This window comes from Aquella oligotrophica, assembly GCF_002892535.1.
Classification (GTDB): Bacteria; Pseudomonadota; Gammaproteobacteria; order Burkholderiales; family UBA11063; genus Aquella; species Aquella oligotrophica.
In genome coordinates this window covers 60859-78641 of sequence record NZ_CP024847.1, presented here as the reverse complement: position 1 = coordinate 78641, position 17783 = coordinate 60859, and the positions used below count along the sequence as shown (strand labels likewise).

The window sequence follows — 17783 nt, the reverse complement described above, 5'->3', positions numbered from 1 at the left end:
GTTAATTTATGAATCCGAAGACAATAGTAGCATTAGATTTCAACGATATTAGCGAAATAAGAAAATTTATTTCTGGGATTAGCCCTGATGAGTGTAGGTTAAAAATTGGCAAAGAGCTTTTTACCTGTTATGGTCCAGAGGTTGTGAGAGAAGTACAAAATGCTGGGTTTGAAGTTTTTCTGGATTTAAAATTCCATGATATTCCGAATACTGTTTATAAAGCGATAAAGGCAGCAGCCAATCTTGGTGTTTGGATGGTAAATGTTCATGCTAGTGGTGGACGTGAAATGCTCCTTGCTGCAAGAAGGGCAATTGAAGAAAGTGATAATAAGCCATTATTAATCGCGGTGACAATTCTTACTAGCCTTGGCGAAGAAGATGTTAAAGAAATCGGCTTTAGCCGCGACTTGACTGAACAAACCTTATATCTGGCAAAACTTGCTTATGACTGTGGTATTGATGGGGTGGTATGTTCAGCGTGGGAGGCTCAAGCTATCAAAGACAAAACTAGTCGCGAATTTTTGACGGTTACGCCTGGGATTCGGTTGAGTGATAGCAAAACTGATGATCAAACTAGGATTATGACTCCACAAATGGCAATTAAGAATGGCGCTGACTATCTGGTGATCGGTCGTCCAATAACCCAATCACAAAATCCACTTCAAACACTGCGTGATATTAATCTAAATCTTTAAATTACGATTAAACTAAGAAGGGTTCTGCCCTTCTTTCCTATTTTCACCGCATAATAGGTCTAAATACTACACCTCGCCTAAATAACATTGACACGGTGTTTACCTTACCATTCATTTCTGCATGCATGTTATACGTAAATGTATATTTACATTAGTAAATCAATTGAAGTAAAATCTATACTAAGATTAATTTAAATGCAATATAAAAGTGTTCTGATCAGAAGCCATTATTTATGCAAAAATAAAAATTAGGGGTAAAAATGAATAAAAAAAGATTCTTGTCAGTATTGTTGATGGTTGTACTTACTGGTTGTTCATCTGGCGGAGCTTCAACAACTTCTGCTACACCAAGCCCGACAGTCTATGACTATGGCTATGCAAAATACACTGTTAGTCCATATTCAAACACTATGGCGGTACTTTCATATAATACGCCAGAAGGAATTGCAAGATTTAATTCTTCACAATATAAAGCGCCATTTTATAACCTGTCAACGCATTATTCCCCACAAAGCAATATCCTTAGTTGTGGTATTGCCTCAGGCGTAATTATGTTAAATACTATTTATGCAACACTAGGTAAACAGCCACCTTTATCTAAAACTGGCTCTTTTTATAATCTTGAAGATGGCTATATTGATGGCAATTTTACTTGGACAGAAGAAAATTTCTTTAATGATAAAGTCAATGGTTATTTGGATAAAGAAGTCATCTATGGACGTAAAAAGGTTGATGGTAAATACGTTGTCGGGGTTACGCTTGATCAACTAACTGAAGCGTTAAATTTACAGGGATTAACAGCAGAAGCTAAACATGTTGATACTTCAAGTGATGCTGATATTGCTGCATTTCGCGTACTACTTAAACAAATCATGACCAACCCAACTCAGTATATGATCGTGAACTATAATCTAAATGTAATGTCAGAACTAAATGGTGGACATTTTTCTCCTATCGGTGCATACGATGAAGCCAGTGACTCTGTATTGATTATTGAAACTTGGAATGCTTTTGCACCATGGGAATGGTTAAAAGTTTATGACCTTTATAAAAGCATGAATACTAAGGATGGTAATAATTATCGTGGCTATATCTTGGTTAATGCAAATAAAGCTTCCTAAACTACGGCATTAGAAACACTTTCTTTGATAGGTAAATCTAGGTAATAAGCCATGAATTTACCTATCTTATGATTGCCTAAATACGTACAAATATCAGTTGCCCAAATGTAAGTTTGTACTAAATCTAATCTCTTTTTTTATCTCAATTATCTAGTCTTTATCCAGCCGGATTAGATACAAATTGAGATCCTTCCACGTTCCTATAGTAATCATAGAATCAATAATCACAAAGGATTCACCCTGAATTTGTGCTATAATTCAGCTGATTTTTTCCAAGAGGAACAGTTGCATGCTCAAATATCCACGCATAATGTTAAAACTATCTGGTGAAGCCTTAATGGGAGATTCTACTGAATCAGTCGATCCGGGTACAGTTGAATTTATCATTAACCAAGTAAAAGAAATTCTGGCACAAGGTGTTCGAGTTGGGGTTGTAATTGGTGGTGGTAACTTTTTTCGTGGTTTAAGTGGAAGTGATCGTCTAGGAATCCAGCGGGCTAATGCTGATTTTATGGGGATGCTTGCAACAGCAATGAATGGGATACTGTTACGCGATGCTTTTAATGCTCGTGGTATTCCGTCTAAAGTTTATTCTGCATTTCCAATTGGCAATATTATTAAAGGATATAATAGAGACAGTGCAGTAAAGCGGATTTCTGATGGTGATGTGGTTATCTTTGTTGGTGGCGTGGGTAGTCCTTATTTTACGACGGATAGTGGCGCAGCCTTACGTGCAATTGAAATGAATTGTGATCTACTGATAAAAGCAACCAAGGTTGATGGAGTTTATGATAAAGATCCAAAGAAATATGCTGATGCAGTTAGATATGACAGGTTAACATTTGATGATGCGATTTCGCAAAATTTGGGTGTAATGGATATGGCAGCTTTTGCTTTATGCCGTGAAAATGATATGAATATTAATGTCTGTAGTATTTTTAAACCTGGTAGCCTCTTACGTGTTGTATCAGGTGAAGATGAAGGTACGTTGGTTTACTGCAAATAGGAAAAATGATGCAATTAGATAAAATTTTGATTCTAGATTTTGGTTCACAGGTAACTCAACTAATCGCACGGAGAATACGTGAATTAAACGTATATTGCGAGATACACCCTTACGATGTTGATGAAAAACTGATTTGTGAGTTTGCCCCTAAGGGAATAATTCTTTCTGGTGGGCCAAATTCGGTATATGAGACTGATACCCCAAGTGCTCCCGATGTAGTCTTTAATCTTGGTATTCCAGTATTTGGCATTTGTTATGGAATGCAAACTATTGCCAAGCAATTAGGTGGTGAGGTAGTTAATTCTGGCAAACGTGAATTTGGTTATGCGGAGATTAATAAACTCAAATCAACTTTGTTTGATAATTTAAGTGATGGTGCAAATGAAGAGGGTAACTACCTTCAGGTGTGGATGAGCCATGGTGATAAGGTTACTCGATTACCCGAAGGGTTTGAGGTTATTGCTGAAACTGATAGCTGTCCGATTGCAGCGATGGCGGATACTAAGCGCCAAATTTATGCGGTACAGTTTCATCCTGAAGTGACTCATACCAAGCAGGGTGACAAAATGCTTGGTCATTTCGTCTTAGATATTTGTAAGTGTGCACCATCTTGGACTATGCCAAATTATGTCGATGAGGCTATCGCCAAAATCCGCCAACAGGTTGGTGGTGATAAAGTGGTTTTGGGTTTATCTGGCGGTGTCGATAGTACGGTTGCTGGAGTCCTGATACATAAGGCAATCGGTGAACAGCTGATTTGTATTTTTGTCGATACTGGTTTATTAAGACATAATGAAGGTGATCAGGTAATGCAAAATTACCATGATAACCTTGGACTTAATATAATTCGTATCAATGCACAAGAGCAATTTTATACCGCTTTAGCTGGTGTAACTGATCCAGAACAAAAGCGTAAAATAATTGGTAAGCTGTTTGTTGACATTTTTCAGCATGAGGCTACTAAACTAGATGGTGTAAAGTGGTTGGCACAGGGGACGATTTATCCAGATGTGATTGAATCTGCGGGTAGTAAAAATAATAAGGCACATAATATCAAATCCCATCATAATGTCGGTGGATTGCCAGAAACCCTTAATTTAAAATTGCTAGAGCCGCTACGAGAGTTATTCAAGGACGAGGTGCGTAGTCTTGGAGTTGCAATGGGAATTGCACCAAAATTAATTTATCGCCATCCGTTTCCTGGTCCTGGGCTTGGGGTTAGAATACTTGGTGAAGTTAAGCCTGAATATGTACAACTATTACAGCTTGCTGATAATATCTTCATTGAAGAGCTTTATAAAAGTGAGCTATATCAAAAAGTAGCGCAGGCATTTGTAGTTTTCATGCCAGTTCGTTCAGTTGGCGTTATGGGTGATGGACGTACTTATGATTATGTGGTTTCATTACGCGCTGTAGAAACAACTGATTTTATGACCGCAAATGTTGCAAACTTGCCATTTGAATTTATTACCCGTGTCGCAAACCGGATTATTAATGAAGTCAAGGGTATTAATCGGGTAGTTTATGATATTTCTGGTAAGCCACCTGCCACAATTGAGTGGGAATAGCTACTGTGGCTTATGCTTTAGTTAAGTTTATAGTATAATTTTCAAAGTTAAACCGTAGGTTAGTTTTTAACCTGTCCATAATTAGAAGAGTAACCATATGGAATTCAAACCAAAAAGAAAAACTTCAATAATTGCCAGATTATTTTTACTAATTATTGGTTTGATTATTGCAGGGGTTGGTGTTGTTGGTGTAATGGTTATGGTGACTTATCCAAAGTTACCAAGCATGGATGAATTACGTAACTATCAGCCAAAACTACCATTACAAGTATTTTCGGCTGATGGGGTATTACTCGGACAATTTGGTCAGGAGCACCGGATTTATATCGATTATCAAGATACCCCAAAACTACTGGTTGAAGCTATTTTGTCGGCGGAAGATGAGCGTTTTTTTGAGCATGGTGGTATTGATTTTCTTGGTATTTTACGGGCTGCAATCGGTAATATTACCAGTGGACATTTACAGTCTGGCGCAAGTACAATTACCATGCAGGTAGCCAGAAATTTCTTTCTTACAACTCAAAAAACTTTTACTCGAAAATTCAACGAAATTTTGCTTGCTTATAAAATTGAGCATTCACTGACTAAAGAGCAAATTCTAACTCTTTATATCAATCAGATTTACCTTGGGCAGCGTGCATACGGTTTTGCTGAAGCCGCAGAAACCTATTTTGGCAAAACAGTCGATAAACTTACTATTGCTGAATATGCTGTTTTAGCTGGATTGCCAAAAGCACCATCCGCGTATAATCCAGTGGTTAATCCTAAACGCTCGCATGAACGCGAAATTTATGTTCTTGGCAGAATGTTAAAGCATAACTACATCACTCAGGAACAATATGATACAGCAGTTGCACAGAAGATTACCGTTATCAAAGGAACAGTCAAAGACTCAACTGATGCTGGTGGTTATGTAGCTGAAATGGCTAGGCAGTATTTATACCCGACTTATGGTGATGATGTTTATACCAAAGGCTTTAAGGTTTATACAACTGTAAATAGCAAACTTCAGCAGGCAGCTTATGCCGCATTACGTAAAGGTATTCTTAATTACGATATGTCGCGAGGCTATGCCGGACCAGAAAAGCGAGTTGATTTAACTACTCCTGATGACAGTACTATTGATCAGACTGCCTTAGGCGAGTTTGATAGTTTTAATGATTATGGAGATTTGCTTGCTGCCATAGTATTACACGTTGATGGGAATGAAATTGATGCCATTATCAGAAACGGAACGCATGTCAAGATAACTGGTAAACAGCTTGATCCGGTACGTAAATATCTTGGTGGTGGTGAAGCTAAGCAAATTCTTCCTGGTTCAGTTATTCGTGTCATACAAGGCACAAATGGTTGGCAAGTAGGGCAATTGCCACAAACGCAAGGTGCTTTGGTTGCTATGAATCCAAATACAGGTGCAATTTTGGCTCTGATGGGGGGCTATGATTTTACTGCCAATAGTTTTAATCATGTAATGCAAGCAAACCGCCAGCCCGGTTCAAGCTTCAAGCCATTTATCTATTCAGCTGCATTGGATAAAGGGTTTACTACCGAAACAGTAATTGATGATAGTCAGGTTTGTTTTCCGGGTGGTAATGATGGTGGTGCATGGTGTCCAAAAAATGATGATGGGCAGTTCCTTGGTCCGATTACTTTACGTCAAGCGCTGACTCTTTCGCGGAATTTGGTAACAGTTAAGATTCTTAATCAGATTACACCCAAAGCAGCAATTAGTTATGTCAGTAAATTTGGGTTTCCCGAGTCTCAGTTCCAGCCTTATCTAACGATGGCGCTAGGAGCAAATGAAGTAACTCCAATCCAGATGGCGCAAGCCTATGCTGTATTTGCCAATGGTGGATATCTGACGCAGCCTTATTTTATTAGTAAGATTACCGATGCCAATGGCAATGTTTTAGCCCAAACGCAAGTGGTTAATGCCAATACTACGCCACCAGTGATAGATAAACGGAATGCTTTTATTATGAATAGTATTCTGAAGGATGTTGCCAAATATGGTACTGGGGCACGGGCATGGCGTGAGCTTCACCGTAGTGATGTCGGTGGGAAAACTGGTACTACCAACGACTCAAAAGATGTATGGTTTGATGGTTATACTCCAGATATTGTTACGATTACTTGGGTAGGTTATGATCAGCCAAAAACCTTGGGACGCCAATTTGGTGCTACGCTAGCTTTGCCGATTTGGATTGATTTTATGCGCGTTGCCCTAGCGAATCTGCCAGAAAGGCAATTACCGATGCCAGATGGAATAGTCAGTGAGCCTGAAGGTACTTGGAAAGGTGATACTGAATATTACTACGTAGGAAGTCCGATTGGTAAACACGATGCATCAGGTATGGATTCTGAAGATTCCGTTGATGGTGAAATCGCTATTTCAGATAATGATAATGCTAGTGGAGTAAAAGCAAATAGTAGTAGTCCAGAGAAGTCCAATAATAGTGCGGATAAGGCGACTAATTCTGGCAAGCAGTCCTCTATTGATGATATAATAGAAAGCATTCAAGACTAAATTTTGTATATTTAATAAGATAGGAGTATAGGTTGAAGCATTACCCACATCCAATACTGGCTAAAGAAGGTTGGCCGTTTATAATAATCAGTGTTGGATTATCATTGTTAATCTGGTACTTAGGTAACTTTTGGGCAGCACTGCCTTTTATTTTAGTGGCAATTTTTGTTATTCAGTTTTTTAGAGATCCGCCACGGGTAATTCCGGATGAACCTAATCTGGTGCTTTCTCCTGCAGATGGCAAGGTAATAAGTGTTGAAAAAGCCTACGATGATTATCAGGGAGTTGATGCTTTAAGAATTAGTGTCTTTATGAATGTTTTTAATGTGCATTCTAATCGCTCTCCCGTTGATGGTGAAGTTGTAAAAGTTAATTATATTCCGGGCAAATTCATTAATGCTGATTTTGATAAAGCATCAAGTGAAAATGAGCGCAATGCAATTATTGTACGTATGAATAATGGGCATAAAATTACCTTTGTACAAGTAGCAGGTTTAGTTGCAAGGCGTATCTTATGTTATACTAAAGCTGGTGAGTGGTTAACTCGTGGTGAACGTTATGGCTTCATTCGCTTTGGTTCCAGGGTTGATGTGTATTTGCCATTATCAGCAACACCTTTGGTTAGCATTGGACAAAAAGTAAAAGCAACTGAAACAATCCTAGCAAGAATGGATTAATAAATATGCAAGAACCAGTTCAACAGCAGCGGGCTAAAGGCTCACCTATATACTTGCTGCCAAGCATGATTACTTTAAGTGCAATGTTCTGTGGCTTTTATGCTATGATAAGATCAATTGGTGGTGATTTCTATCATGCAGGAATTGCTATCGCTGTTGCAATGGTTCTTGATAGTCTTGATGGTCGGGTTGCAAGGCTTACTCATACCTCATCACCATTTGGTGCCGAGTTGGATAGTCTGGCTGATATGGTTTCTTTTGGAGCCGCACCAGCCATGCTTGTATTTAATTGGGGGCTTCATCATTTAGGGCGAATTGGTTGGCTTGTTTCTTTTGTCTATTGTGCTTGTGCCGCTTTGCGTTTAGCCCGCTTCAATGTTATGCTTGGTGTAACTGATAAAAAATATTTCCAAGGATTGCCATCTCCTTCTGCAGCAGCACTTGTTGCTGGTTATGTTTATTTATGTGCAGAATATCAGTTTAACTCGAAATTTATGATTATTCTTGGGTTGTTTGTTACTCTTATTGCTGGCTTATCAATGGTTAGTAATATAAAGTTTTATAGCTTTAAAGAGTTTCATTTTCACCAGACGGCCCCATTTAGAGCTGTTTTGGCAATTTTAGCGTTGATGATATTATTTTTCTATTATCCTGAAGAAGTTTTCTATGCTTTCTTTGTAATTTATACAGTAGTGAGCTATTTATTCTGGATATTACGTATAGGCTATTCTAAAAAAACATCTTCAATAGAAGCTCCTGAGCAGGAAGCTGCTGCTGATGTTGAAAAATCACATTGAGGCTCATCATGTATAAGAATGCGCTTGAAGAAAATAAAAAGAAATACGATACAGTTCAAATAGAGTTTGATAATAAAACAGATACGTATAAATTATCTGGTGAATGGAGCTGGGTCGTACTTGAAAAATCTACTGATAAAATTCTTGATAAGCTTATTGTTTCAGGAAAAAAAGTTATCATTGATGGCAGCAAAGTGTCATATATGGATACTACAGGTGCATTTTTTATTCATCGCTTGATTAGCAAGTTACAGAATGCTTCAAGTGTGGTATCTTCGGTAGAAATGCTAGATGAAGATTTGGCATTGCTCAAAATGACTACAGGATTTGAGTTAAAACACGATAATCCAATTAATTTTGAATATAAAGCCGGGGTTTTTGAAAAAATAGGAAAATCAGTGGTTGATCTATGGCATACCACTGTTGAACTTATTGAGTTTTTTGGTCATATTTGTGTAGCCTTTGCAACTCTGTTTAAGCGTTCTCAGTCCTTATATTATCCTGGTATTGTTGAGACTATTTCCAGTGCGGGAATTGGCGGAATACTTATTAGTTCATTATTATGTTTCTTGATTGGTGTAAATCTAGCTTACCAGATGTCACCGCAATTTATCACTTATGGGGCAAATGTTTATATAGTTAATTTCTTAGGTATAGCACTTTTACGTGAAGTTACACCACTTTTAACGGCTATTATTGTTGCTGGACGAACTGGATCAGCAATTACTGCTTCAATTGGTACAATGAAAGTTCTTGAGGAAATCGATGCTTTGCAGACCATGGGGATTTCTCCGGTTCGTAGGCTAGTAATTCCCCGTCTAATTGGCTTACTTATCTCACTACCAATTCTAACGATGATAGCTGATGTTGCCAGTATGCTTGGTGGTGCAATAGTTTCAGCGACTTCGCTATCGGTAGGTTATAGCCTTTTTTTAAATAAATTGCAGACTGCAGTTTCCATAAATAACTATACTATTGGTATTTTTAAAACCTTTACTTTTGCTACCATTATTGCGATGGTTGGTTGTTTTTGTGGGTTTCGCGTAAAAGGCAATGCAGACAGTATTGGTGTGCAAACAACGAGAAGCGTGGTGATGTCTATTTGTTTGATTGTATTATTCGATGCAATCTATGCAATTATATTCAAGATTTTAGGAATGTGATATGCGAGTTGCCAGTTCAAAACCTATTATAGAAGTAAAAGAATTAGGTACTTGCTTTAATGGTGATTGGGTTCATAAAAATCTTAATCTAACCATAATGCCAGATCGGATAGTCACGATTATTGGTGCCAGTGGATGCGGAAAGACGACGCTAGTCAGAGAAATATTAATGCTACAACCCATCACTGAGGGTGAAATTTATCTGATGGGCGAGAAGATTTCAAGTTATGATTTAGAAAATCCATATACAAAACGGGTGCTTAGCCAGATGGGGATGATGTTTCAGCAAGGTGCGCTTTTTTCATCCTATACGGTGCTAGAAAATGTGATGTTCCCGTTACTTGAGTATACTGATTTTAGTTATGAAGATGTTCGTGAGCTTGCATTCATGAAGCTAAAACTTACCGGACTTAAAGAAGTTGCATACAATAAATATCCTAAAGAAATTAGTCCGGGTATGCTAAAACGGGTTGCTTTGGCTAGGACATTAGCACTTGACCCTAAGGTTGTTTTTCTGGATGAGCCGACAGCTGGGCTTGATCCTAACAGTGCCGCAAGTTTTGATGAACTAATTCTGAATCTTCAGCAACAGTTAAAATTAACTGTAATCATGATCACCCATGATTTAGATTCTATCTGGCATACTAGTAATGAGATAATTTATCTTGGTGAAAAAAGGGTATTACTGCATGATACAGTGTTAAACGCAGCAAATCAAACCGCAATAAAGGACTTGCATGAATATTTTAATGGAACACGTGGCAAAATTACTAAGGCATATTATTCTGCACAAATGGGGAGTCAATAATGAAAAATAATCGACTATATTTGACCGTAGGGTCATTTGTGGTTGTTGGATTTGCTATAATTATAGGTATATGGTTATGGTTTTCCACTTCTAAGCGACAGGCATATGATACTTATCAGGTAGTTTTTCATGAGCCAGTTGATGGTGTAACTACCAATTCTGTTGTCAAGTATAATGGTGTCGAGGTAGGTAAGGTTTTCTCTATTGATCTAGACAGAAATGACCCACATAATATCATGGTTCGAATTAATGTTAATCAAGGGTTACCAATTACTACCACTACCTATGCTACGATTAAGGGGCAAGGTATAACCGGGATGTCATTTATTAATTTGGGACTTAATAAAAATGAGTCATTTACTGTGATAAAGCCACATGATTCTGAGCCCTATCCTACCATTCCTTCGAAGCCTTCTTTATTATATAGTTTATCAGAGCAGGCGCAAAGTGTTACCGGAAATATTAAAGACATCTCAGTTGATATTAAACAGATGCTGAATGAAAGTAATTTGGTACATATTAATAGAATTGTAAAAAATCTTGATGTGCTAACTGCAGCATTAGCTGGGCAGGCAGGCAATATAGATAAAACAATGAATCAAATAAATGAGGTTTTGATTAACTTCAATACCAATGCAAAAAATATGAATGGTGCTATTTTAGAATTAACGGATCTTTCTAAATCATTAAAGAAAAATAGTGATTCTTTGGATAACGTTCTTGATACTTTTCAAAATAATACATTGAGAAGTATTAATACGGTATTATTGCCAAACCTTAATCAAACGGTAACAAATATGAGCCGTACAAGTTCTCAGGTTGATGAACTAATGCGTACAATAAATCAGAATCCAACTGTGTTAATCCGTGGTAAGGCACCAGCCCAACCTGGTCCGGGAGAGTAGTCATGTTAAAAAAAATCATTAAAAGTAGTGGATTGTTATTAAGCCTAATGTTAGGTTCTTGTGGAGTTCTTTCTCCGGTAGAGCAAAGACATACCGTTGATTATGAAATTACTGATCCATCATTTGTTTCTGATATAACCAAGATTGACAATGGTGGTTGTACCTCAAGTAACAGAAATGATATTCTTTATGTGGCAACGATGCATGCAAATGCACCTTATAATTCTACTAAAATGTTTTATTCAAGTTCCAAGTATGAACTAGAAAAATATAGTTATAGTCAGTGGGCAGCGTTACCTACAGACATGTTGACCCAAACAATGGTTAAGAAAATTGTATTATCTTGTGATTTTAAAAATCTGGTAACAAATAATGCAATTGCCAATGCCAATTATAGTTTGGTAACCCAGCTTATTTTGCTGCGCCAGGATGTGAACCCAGATAATAAGTCTTCTATGGCAATAATGGTTATATATGCTCAGTTGATTGATCTCGATCGAAATACAGTAAAAGCGAGTCGTGTATTTGAGCTACACAGTGATGCTCCTGCTGGTCCAACAGGATTTACTGATACCATTAATAATCTGGTTACCCAATTTGATAACCAGTTAGTAGCATGGTTAAGAAATACCAAATAAATTGATTTTAACTATGCAGCCTTATCTTAATGATAAGGCTTTCTTGTTTTAAAGGTAGTAGTCTTGTGAATCAATTTTTTACAAGTATTTTATTTGTTTGTATCTTGGTGCTTGCTGGCTGTAGTTCTTTTAGTTCAAATAAATCAAAATCTCATATAAAAGAAAGCGATATTCTTCCTGCTTATGCAAACGCATATAATCTTCCGGAATCGATAACTAGCACTTCGCTATTCAATGGTTATTACGAAGAAAGTAACTTAACTCTTTTAGCTGATACAGAAGAAATTTATTCCAATCTTGACGATGGAGATCTTAATAATAGTAAGCTTAATTTACCGATATTATTTGGACAGTTAGACTATAGCAAAGACAAAAATATTTATCCATTGATTTACACTGAGCTAGCACTAATAATTCCCAATAGCTATGAGAATAGAAACCAAAAATTGCCGGATATAAATAACGAAGTAATTAGCTTTACCCCTTCGAGTTATAACCTACAAACATTACAGGCCGATAATCTTGAAAGTGCTTTACGAAATTCAGCATTATTGGTAAACCGGGCGCAATTTCTTAATCATAATTTGAGTAGTTCAGACAAGATAAAAACACGCCAACAGTACTTGTCCATGTCAAAAGCTGCATTAAAAGTGGTTTATACTAAAAATCCTGATCTAAAAGCTAATTTCGAGTCTGCGGTAGCATTTGGCGTTTTTGAAATAAATAATTACAATGTACTTTTATATGTTGGTGCTTATGGTAAGGGCGTTATTTTTGATAATAAAAATAAAAAAGTTATTTATATGTATACTTCCCGTGCTGGTACAGGTCCAGGAATTGGTTATGAGTCTTTATATATAATTTTTGTTTTTAGAAATCAGTTTGCATTACAACAATTTATTGGGGCTAAAGGTTCTGGAGCAGACATTGGTGCCTCTGCGACACTGGGCGTTGTGGGCGGACAGTTCTCATTTAATCCTGAAGTATCAGTCTATCAGGTTTACAAAAATGGGTTTGATTTACAAGCAAATTGGGGGGGACTGTGTATTTTCCTGCATATGGGCTGAATGATTAGATAGTCAAAATGTAAAATGGTTAGATGAAATATTTGGAGTTATTGAGATAATAATTTTGCTTATTGGTGATGCTATAGATTTTAAAGGAAAGCTCACATGCGTGATAATTTATCAAAAAAACAAGTTTATCATATGCCAATAATTTATGGGTTTGACTCATCAATATTTGATTTGTTGCCAATTGGAGTTTGTCTTTCTGATGCTTGCAGTGAAGATTTTCCTCTTATATATGTTAATGATAAATTCTGTTTAATGAGTGGTTATGACAAGAGTGAAATGATTGGTAAAAACTGTAGATTTTTGCAAGGAAGTGATAGGGACCAAGCTGATATTTCAAAAGTTCGCATTGGATTAGCTCGGCAAGAGGAAATAAATGTAACTCTTCGTAATTATAAAAAAGATGGAACCATGTTCTGGAATCAAATACACATCTCCCCAGTTTTTGATAATGGTAAATTAAAATATTTTATAGCTGCTCAAATTGATGTTACAGATAAAGTTAATATGATAAAGCAGCTTGAATTTCAGGCGACTCATGATCCACTTACTGGATTATATAATCGAATCTTTATTGAGAGTAAACTTGATGAGTTAATTGCCAAAAGTCAGGATTTTGGATTGATCTTTCTTGATTTTGATAAATTCAAGCCGATTAATGATGAGTATGGACATTTAGTTGGTGATGAAATATTGAAAATAATTGGTTCACGGCTAAGTGGCTTTGCCTTTGCTAATTGTTATGTAGGTCGCATGGGCGGTGATGAATTTATTATCATAGCTTCAGAGCTTATACAAGCTCAACAGCTTCATGATATAGCTTCAAAGTTAAAAATAATTATTAATCAGCCAATTACTGTTAATCAATCACTTGAATTTAAAATATCTGTTAGTATGGGAATTGCAATCTATCCATTGCATGGGGATAATATCAGGATATTACTCAGTAAAGCTGATGAGGCAATGTATGCAGTTAAAAATAAAAAATCACAGGATATCTTTATTATATCTTAGTGTGTCAATAACTCCATTTCACCAAACTGTTATCTATGTTAAATGTTTAGATGAAATATTTAGTATTGAAGTTGGCTAATGATAAAATTATGTGTGATGCATATCAGGTGCTCGCAAAGAATTATATTTTTGTGTTTGAGGAGTAAATAGCTATAAAGATGGCTTGATTTCTTCAGATTGAATTAAAAATATTGCATTAGATGCAACTTTCTTATTGAAATTAATCGAAGTACAATAGATAATTCGCCTAGTTTAATATAAAAATAGTTAATACAGAGGTAATGATATGTCCTTAGGATTTGTAAAGAGCCAATATGCTATTATTGATGATGGAGTTGAAATTGGCAATAATACCAAGATCGGATCTTTTAGCCAAATATGCAGAGATGCGATAATTGGTCAGAATTGTAATATAAGAAATGGGGTCTATATTGCTTCAAATGCTAGAATTGGTAATAATGTAACTATTGGCAATAATGTGTCAATTTATGGTGGCGTATCTCTTCAGGATTATGTTTATTGCGGATCAAATGTTGTTTTTATAAACACAGCTAATCCCCGGATTAAAGCATATGATGAGTGCAAAGTCTTAGTTAAACACGGTGCAGTTTTAGGTGCGAATAGTACAATTCTAAATAACTTAACCATCGGTGAATTTGCCTTTATTGGTGCGGGAACAGTTGTCCGAAATGATGTCCTTCCTTATGCAATTATGGTTGGTGTTCCAGCCCGTAGAGTGGGTTGGATGTGTGTATGCGGAACTAAATTGAAATTTACCATAAATTTTAATATTAGTGAACGACATGTTGCCAATTGTAAATGCGGGCTAAAATTTATGATAAAAGACGATAAATGTATATTGATAAATAGTTTTGACTAGAAGTATTTATATTTGATTAGCTTAACTTAGATTTATTATTTATTCATATTTAATAGTATATTGGAGTTTAGCAAGCAGCTTCTTACAATGGGTGATCAAGTTTTGCACCTTGAGCTAGAAGTTCTGCATATAAATCCTCAGAGGCTTTGTAAAAAATATGATTTTGACTATAGCAATTACCAGCATAACAGCTTAAGCGCACATATTCATTATATTCTGTGCCTTTTTGGCTAATTACGGGTTGGATATTTTTCTTGACTAGAAGCACAAAGTCATAAGCAAAGCTATAACGGATAGTATTACCGTATATATAACATCCTTGGTTATTCGGTAGTTCAAGATAGTATTTTTTATTGTTAAAAATGCTATTATCATCACTTATTCTATCATTTCCATCCAGATTTCTTAATAATGCACAATTTCCTGCAGGCAGGTATGTTTGAGAATTAATGGATGTGAAATTAATCGCTTCTGACATATGTAGGTAAATAAGCATAAGTGGGCGCGACATCGTAATTGCTACAACCGCCAGAAATATAATTTTAATTTTGGATAATTTAAAAATACTATTATGGGTAAGGTGGGTAAGGTAAAGGCTGGATAATACAAAATAAAGAGCGATCCAGATGATAACTATCTGGATTTTTTGACTCCAGCTTACATTCTGATTAGTAAATACTATAATTCCGGCTATAAAGCTTGCTACTAACATGGTTATTTTTATTGTAAATTTTAAGCTGCTCGTACCTTTGATATAGCTACCAATAAAATTAACAATAAATATAATTGTTACTGGATAAATTATGAGGGTTATCAGACTTACAATTAACGTGAAAATAAAGAAAGATGCGTAGGCAGCAATACTGGTTTGCGGAATAAAAATAAATCTGGAAGCCTGCGCAATTACGCTAAAGCCAATAACACAGGCAGCAATGATAAATGGAAGAATAGTTTCTGTTTTAAATAAATGTAGAATTAAATGATTAAAAATAAATTTATTAAAATCAAGGAGGTTCATTTCTTTTAACTGTGAAAGAAAAGAACGATGTTGACGTTTGTTTTGCAATTCTGTCATACTTGATTTTTCCGCTATTATCGCTCCCAACGCTAATATTTATTTGATTGGGAGCAGTATTTAAATTTAACGCAAAAGGCTTCTTAACATCCAGACTGTTTTTTCATGAACTTGCAAACGCTGAGTTAATAGATCTAATGTTACCTGATCATTTGCTTCATCTGCTATAGCAATGATTTCTCTAGCAGTTTTAATAACTACCTCATGTGCTTCAATCAGATATTTAACCATATCGGTCGCATCTGTATCGCCTGAATGTTCCGTAACCTTGCTTAATTTTGCAAATTCACTATAGCTACCTGGGGCAATAAAACCAAGCGCCCGAATCCGTTCAGCAATTAAATCAACTGCCAAAGCTAACTCACTATAATGAGTTTCAAACATCAAATGTAAGGTATTAAACATTGGACCAGTCACATTCCAATGGAAATTATGGGTTTTCAGATACAATGAATAGCTATCGGCTAGTAATGCTGCCAGACCATTCGCAATTGTTACTCGATGCTCTTGAGTAATCCCATCATTTATCTCGAAAAATTGTTGCTTTAACATGATTGACTCCTTCTATTCTTGCTTAAATTGAACTTAATCATTACTATAAGCTTCTATTCATGATTATAACATTATTTGCTTAATTCGACTATTTGCACTGTAGCAAGGCTATGAATTACAGCAGCTATTTTTGCTAATAGTTGGATTGTTTCCTTAGCAACTTCATGTTGTTTCACTAGCACCTGTTCATGAGCGGTAACGCATTTGTGACAGCCATTAATAATTGATACCACTAATGACCACATTTCAAAAGTTATTTTATCAATCCCGTGGTTTGCTAGAATATTCATTCTTAAACCAGCAGGCATTGTTGCATAACTAGGGTCATTCACCAAATCAGTAAAGCGATAGTAAATATTCGTCATTGCCATAATCGATACAGCAGAATGAGCAGCGTTTATTTCAATCTCATTAAGAGTACTCGCAATTGACTGACGGATATGTTTTGATAGTGCACCATTCTTACTGGCTATCGCTGCGACTAGAACACTTCCAGCAAATTGTGCATCAGTAATTCCTGAATGATTATTTGCTAAACTACTTAAATTTAGTTTGATATCCTTTGCATAATCGGGCAAGGCATTTAGTATATTTTCAAAATTCATGATTACGTCCTTATCATAAGGGGAGAGTTCCTCCCCTTTCTAGATGTTATAAAGTTGCTTCACCTTTATGCCAGTTACATGGGCATAGCTCATCAGTTTGTAATGCATCCAAAATACGTAGTGTTTCATTTGGATTACGCCCTACGCTTAAATCAGTCATTTCCGCATAACGAATGATATTCTCAGGATCAACAATGAATGTTGCACGGTTCGCAACACCAGCTTCTTCATTAAGAATACCTAGTTTGCTAGCTAGATCTTTTTTAATGTCGGCAAGCCAAGGGAAAGTCAATGGTTTTAAATCATTATGACTACCGCGCCATGCCGCATGAACAAAATCACTGTCAGTTGAAGCACCAATTAATACCGCATCTCGGTCTTTAAAATCCCCTTCAAGCTTTCCAAAACCAGCAATTTCTGTTGGACATACAAAAGTGAAATCTTTTGGCCAGAAGAAAACAATTTTCCATTGTTTCCCATATGTTTCAAGACTTGCTTCGCTAAAGCTTTCTGGGCTTGTACCACTAACTGCAGTTAATTTAAACTCAGGGAATTTATTGCCTACTGATAACATAATAACACTCCTAAAAATTATTTATTAATCTGTTTCAGACAGGAGTTATTATAAGTCAGCAATCATAATTAATCCAATTAATGATTCTAATTGAAACAATAGGCA

Annotated in this window: 18 protein-coding genes; 14 read left to right on the top strand and 4 right to left on the bottom strand. The window is 36.1% G+C overall.

Translation table 11 applies throughout. From position 1 onward, the window contains the following. Positions 1-8: 8 nt before the first annotated feature. The 14 genes from pyrF (at position 9) to CUN60_RS00310 (ending at position 14872) form a co-directional block, all read left to right on the top strand. Positions 9-695, top strand: a complete 687-nt coding sequence (gene pyrF, locus CUN60_RS00375; RefSeq protein WP_102950114.1) for an orotidine-5'-phosphate decarboxylase — start codon at positions 9-11, stop codon at positions 693-695. A 260-nt stretch (positions 696-955) separates the two neighbouring features. After that, positions 956-1816: a phytochelatin synthase family protein gene (locus tag CUN60_RS00370; RefSeq protein ID WP_102950113.1), complete on the top strand. Its 861-nt coding sequence runs from the start codon at positions 956-958 to the stop codon at positions 1814-1816. A gap of 289 nt (positions 1817-2105) precedes the next feature. Continuing rightward, positions 2106-2822, top strand: coding sequence for a UMP kinase (gene pyrH, locus CUN60_RS00365; protein ID WP_102950112.1), 717 nt, complete (start codon positions 2106-2108; stop codon positions 2820-2822). A gap of 8 nt (positions 2823-2830) precedes the next feature. After that, positions 2831-4390: a glutamine-hydrolyzing GMP synthase gene (gene guaA, locus CUN60_RS00360; protein ID WP_102950111.1), complete on the top strand. Its 1560-nt coding sequence runs from the start codon at positions 2831-2833 to the stop codon at positions 4388-4390. Between the two features lie 97 nt (positions 4391-4487). Continuing rightward, on the top strand, positions 4488-6917 hold the full coding sequence (locus tag CUN60_RS00355; protein WP_102950110.1) for a penicillin-binding protein 1A: 2430 nt from the start codon (positions 4488-4490) through the stop codon (positions 6915-6917). 32 nt (positions 6918-6949) lie between these two features. Beyond that, positions 6950-7594, top strand: a complete 645-nt coding sequence (locus CUN60_RS00350; protein ID WP_102950109.1) for a phosphatidylserine decarboxylase — start codon at positions 6950-6952, stop codon at positions 7592-7594. Between the two features lie 5 nt (positions 7595-7599). Next, a complete protein-coding gene (pssA, locus tag CUN60_RS00345) occupies positions 7600-8391 on the top strand; it encodes a CDP-diacylglycerol--serine O-phosphatidyltransferase (RefSeq protein WP_102950108.1) in 792 nt (263 codons plus the stop codon). An 8-nt stretch (positions 8392-8399) separates the two neighbouring features. Further along, the gene (locus CUN60_RS00340) at positions 8400-9554 is read left to right on the top strand and encodes an MlaE family ABC transporter permease (RefSeq protein ID WP_102950107.1); all 1155 of its coding nucleotides are present in this window, start codon (positions 8400-8402) and stop codon (positions 9552-9554) included. 1 nt (position 9555) lies between these two features. Continuing rightward, on the top strand, positions 9556-10362 hold the full coding sequence (locus CUN60_RS00335) for an ABC transporter ATP-binding protein (protein WP_102950106.1): 807 nt from the start codon (positions 9556-9558) through the stop codon (positions 10360-10362). Then, the gene (locus CUN60_RS00330; RefSeq protein ID WP_102950105.1) at positions 10362-11267 is read left to right on the top strand and encodes an MlaD family protein; all 906 of its coding nucleotides are present in this window, start codon (positions 10362-10364) and stop codon (positions 11265-11267) included. Before CUN60_RS00335 ends, CUN60_RS00330 begins: the two co-directional genes overlap by 1 nt. A gap of 2 nt (positions 11268-11269) precedes the next feature. Beyond that, on the top strand, positions 11270-11905 hold the full coding sequence (locus CUN60_RS00325) for an ABC-type transport auxiliary lipoprotein family protein (protein WP_102950104.1): 636 nt from the start codon (positions 11270-11272) through the stop codon (positions 11903-11905). 65 nt (positions 11906-11970) lie between these two features. Continuing rightward, positions 11971-12972, top strand: a complete 1002-nt coding sequence (locus tag CUN60_RS00320; protein WP_102950103.1) for a lipid-binding SYLF domain-containing protein — start codon at positions 11971-11973, stop codon at positions 12970-12972. Between the two features lie 105 nt (positions 12973-13077). After that, positions 13078-13992: a diguanylate cyclase domain-containing protein gene (locus CUN60_RS00315; protein WP_102950102.1), complete on the top strand. Its 915-nt coding sequence runs from the start codon at positions 13078-13080 to the stop codon at positions 13990-13992. A gap of 286 nt (positions 13993-14278) precedes the next feature. After that, positions 14279-14872, top strand: a complete 594-nt coding sequence (locus CUN60_RS00310) for an acyltransferase (RefSeq protein ID WP_102950101.1) — start codon at positions 14279-14281, stop codon at positions 14870-14872. An 82-nt stretch (positions 14873-14954) separates the two neighbouring features. Here the strand turns inward: CUN60_RS00310 and CUN60_RS00305 are convergent, their stop codons facing one another. The 4 genes from CUN60_RS00305 to CUN60_RS00290 all read right to left on the bottom strand — a co-directional run bounded on the left by CUN60_RS00305 (position 14955) and on the right by CUN60_RS00290 (position 17678). Beyond that, complete coding sequence (locus tag CUN60_RS00305; protein WP_102950100.1) at positions 14955-15947, bottom strand: hypothetical protein; 993 nt, start codon at positions 15945-15947, stop codon at positions 14955-14957. A gap of 66 nt (positions 15948-16013) precedes the next feature. Beyond that, positions 16014-16499, bottom strand: coding sequence for a Dps family protein (locus CUN60_RS00300; protein ID WP_102950099.1), 486 nt, complete (start codon positions 16497-16499; stop codon positions 16014-16016). A 71-nt stretch (positions 16500-16570) separates the two neighbouring features. Then, entirely contained in the window at positions 16571-17104 is a 534-nt protein-coding gene (locus tag CUN60_RS00295) for a carboxymuconolactone decarboxylase family protein (protein WP_102950098.1), read from the bottom strand. Between the two features lie 46 nt (positions 17105-17150). Beyond that, positions 17151-17678 (bottom strand): peroxiredoxin, encoded by a 528-nt coding sequence (locus CUN60_RS00290; RefSeq protein ID WP_102950097.1) that lies wholly within the window; start codon positions 17676-17678, stop codon positions 17151-17153. Between the last annotated feature and the right edge of the window lie 105 nt (positions 17679-17783).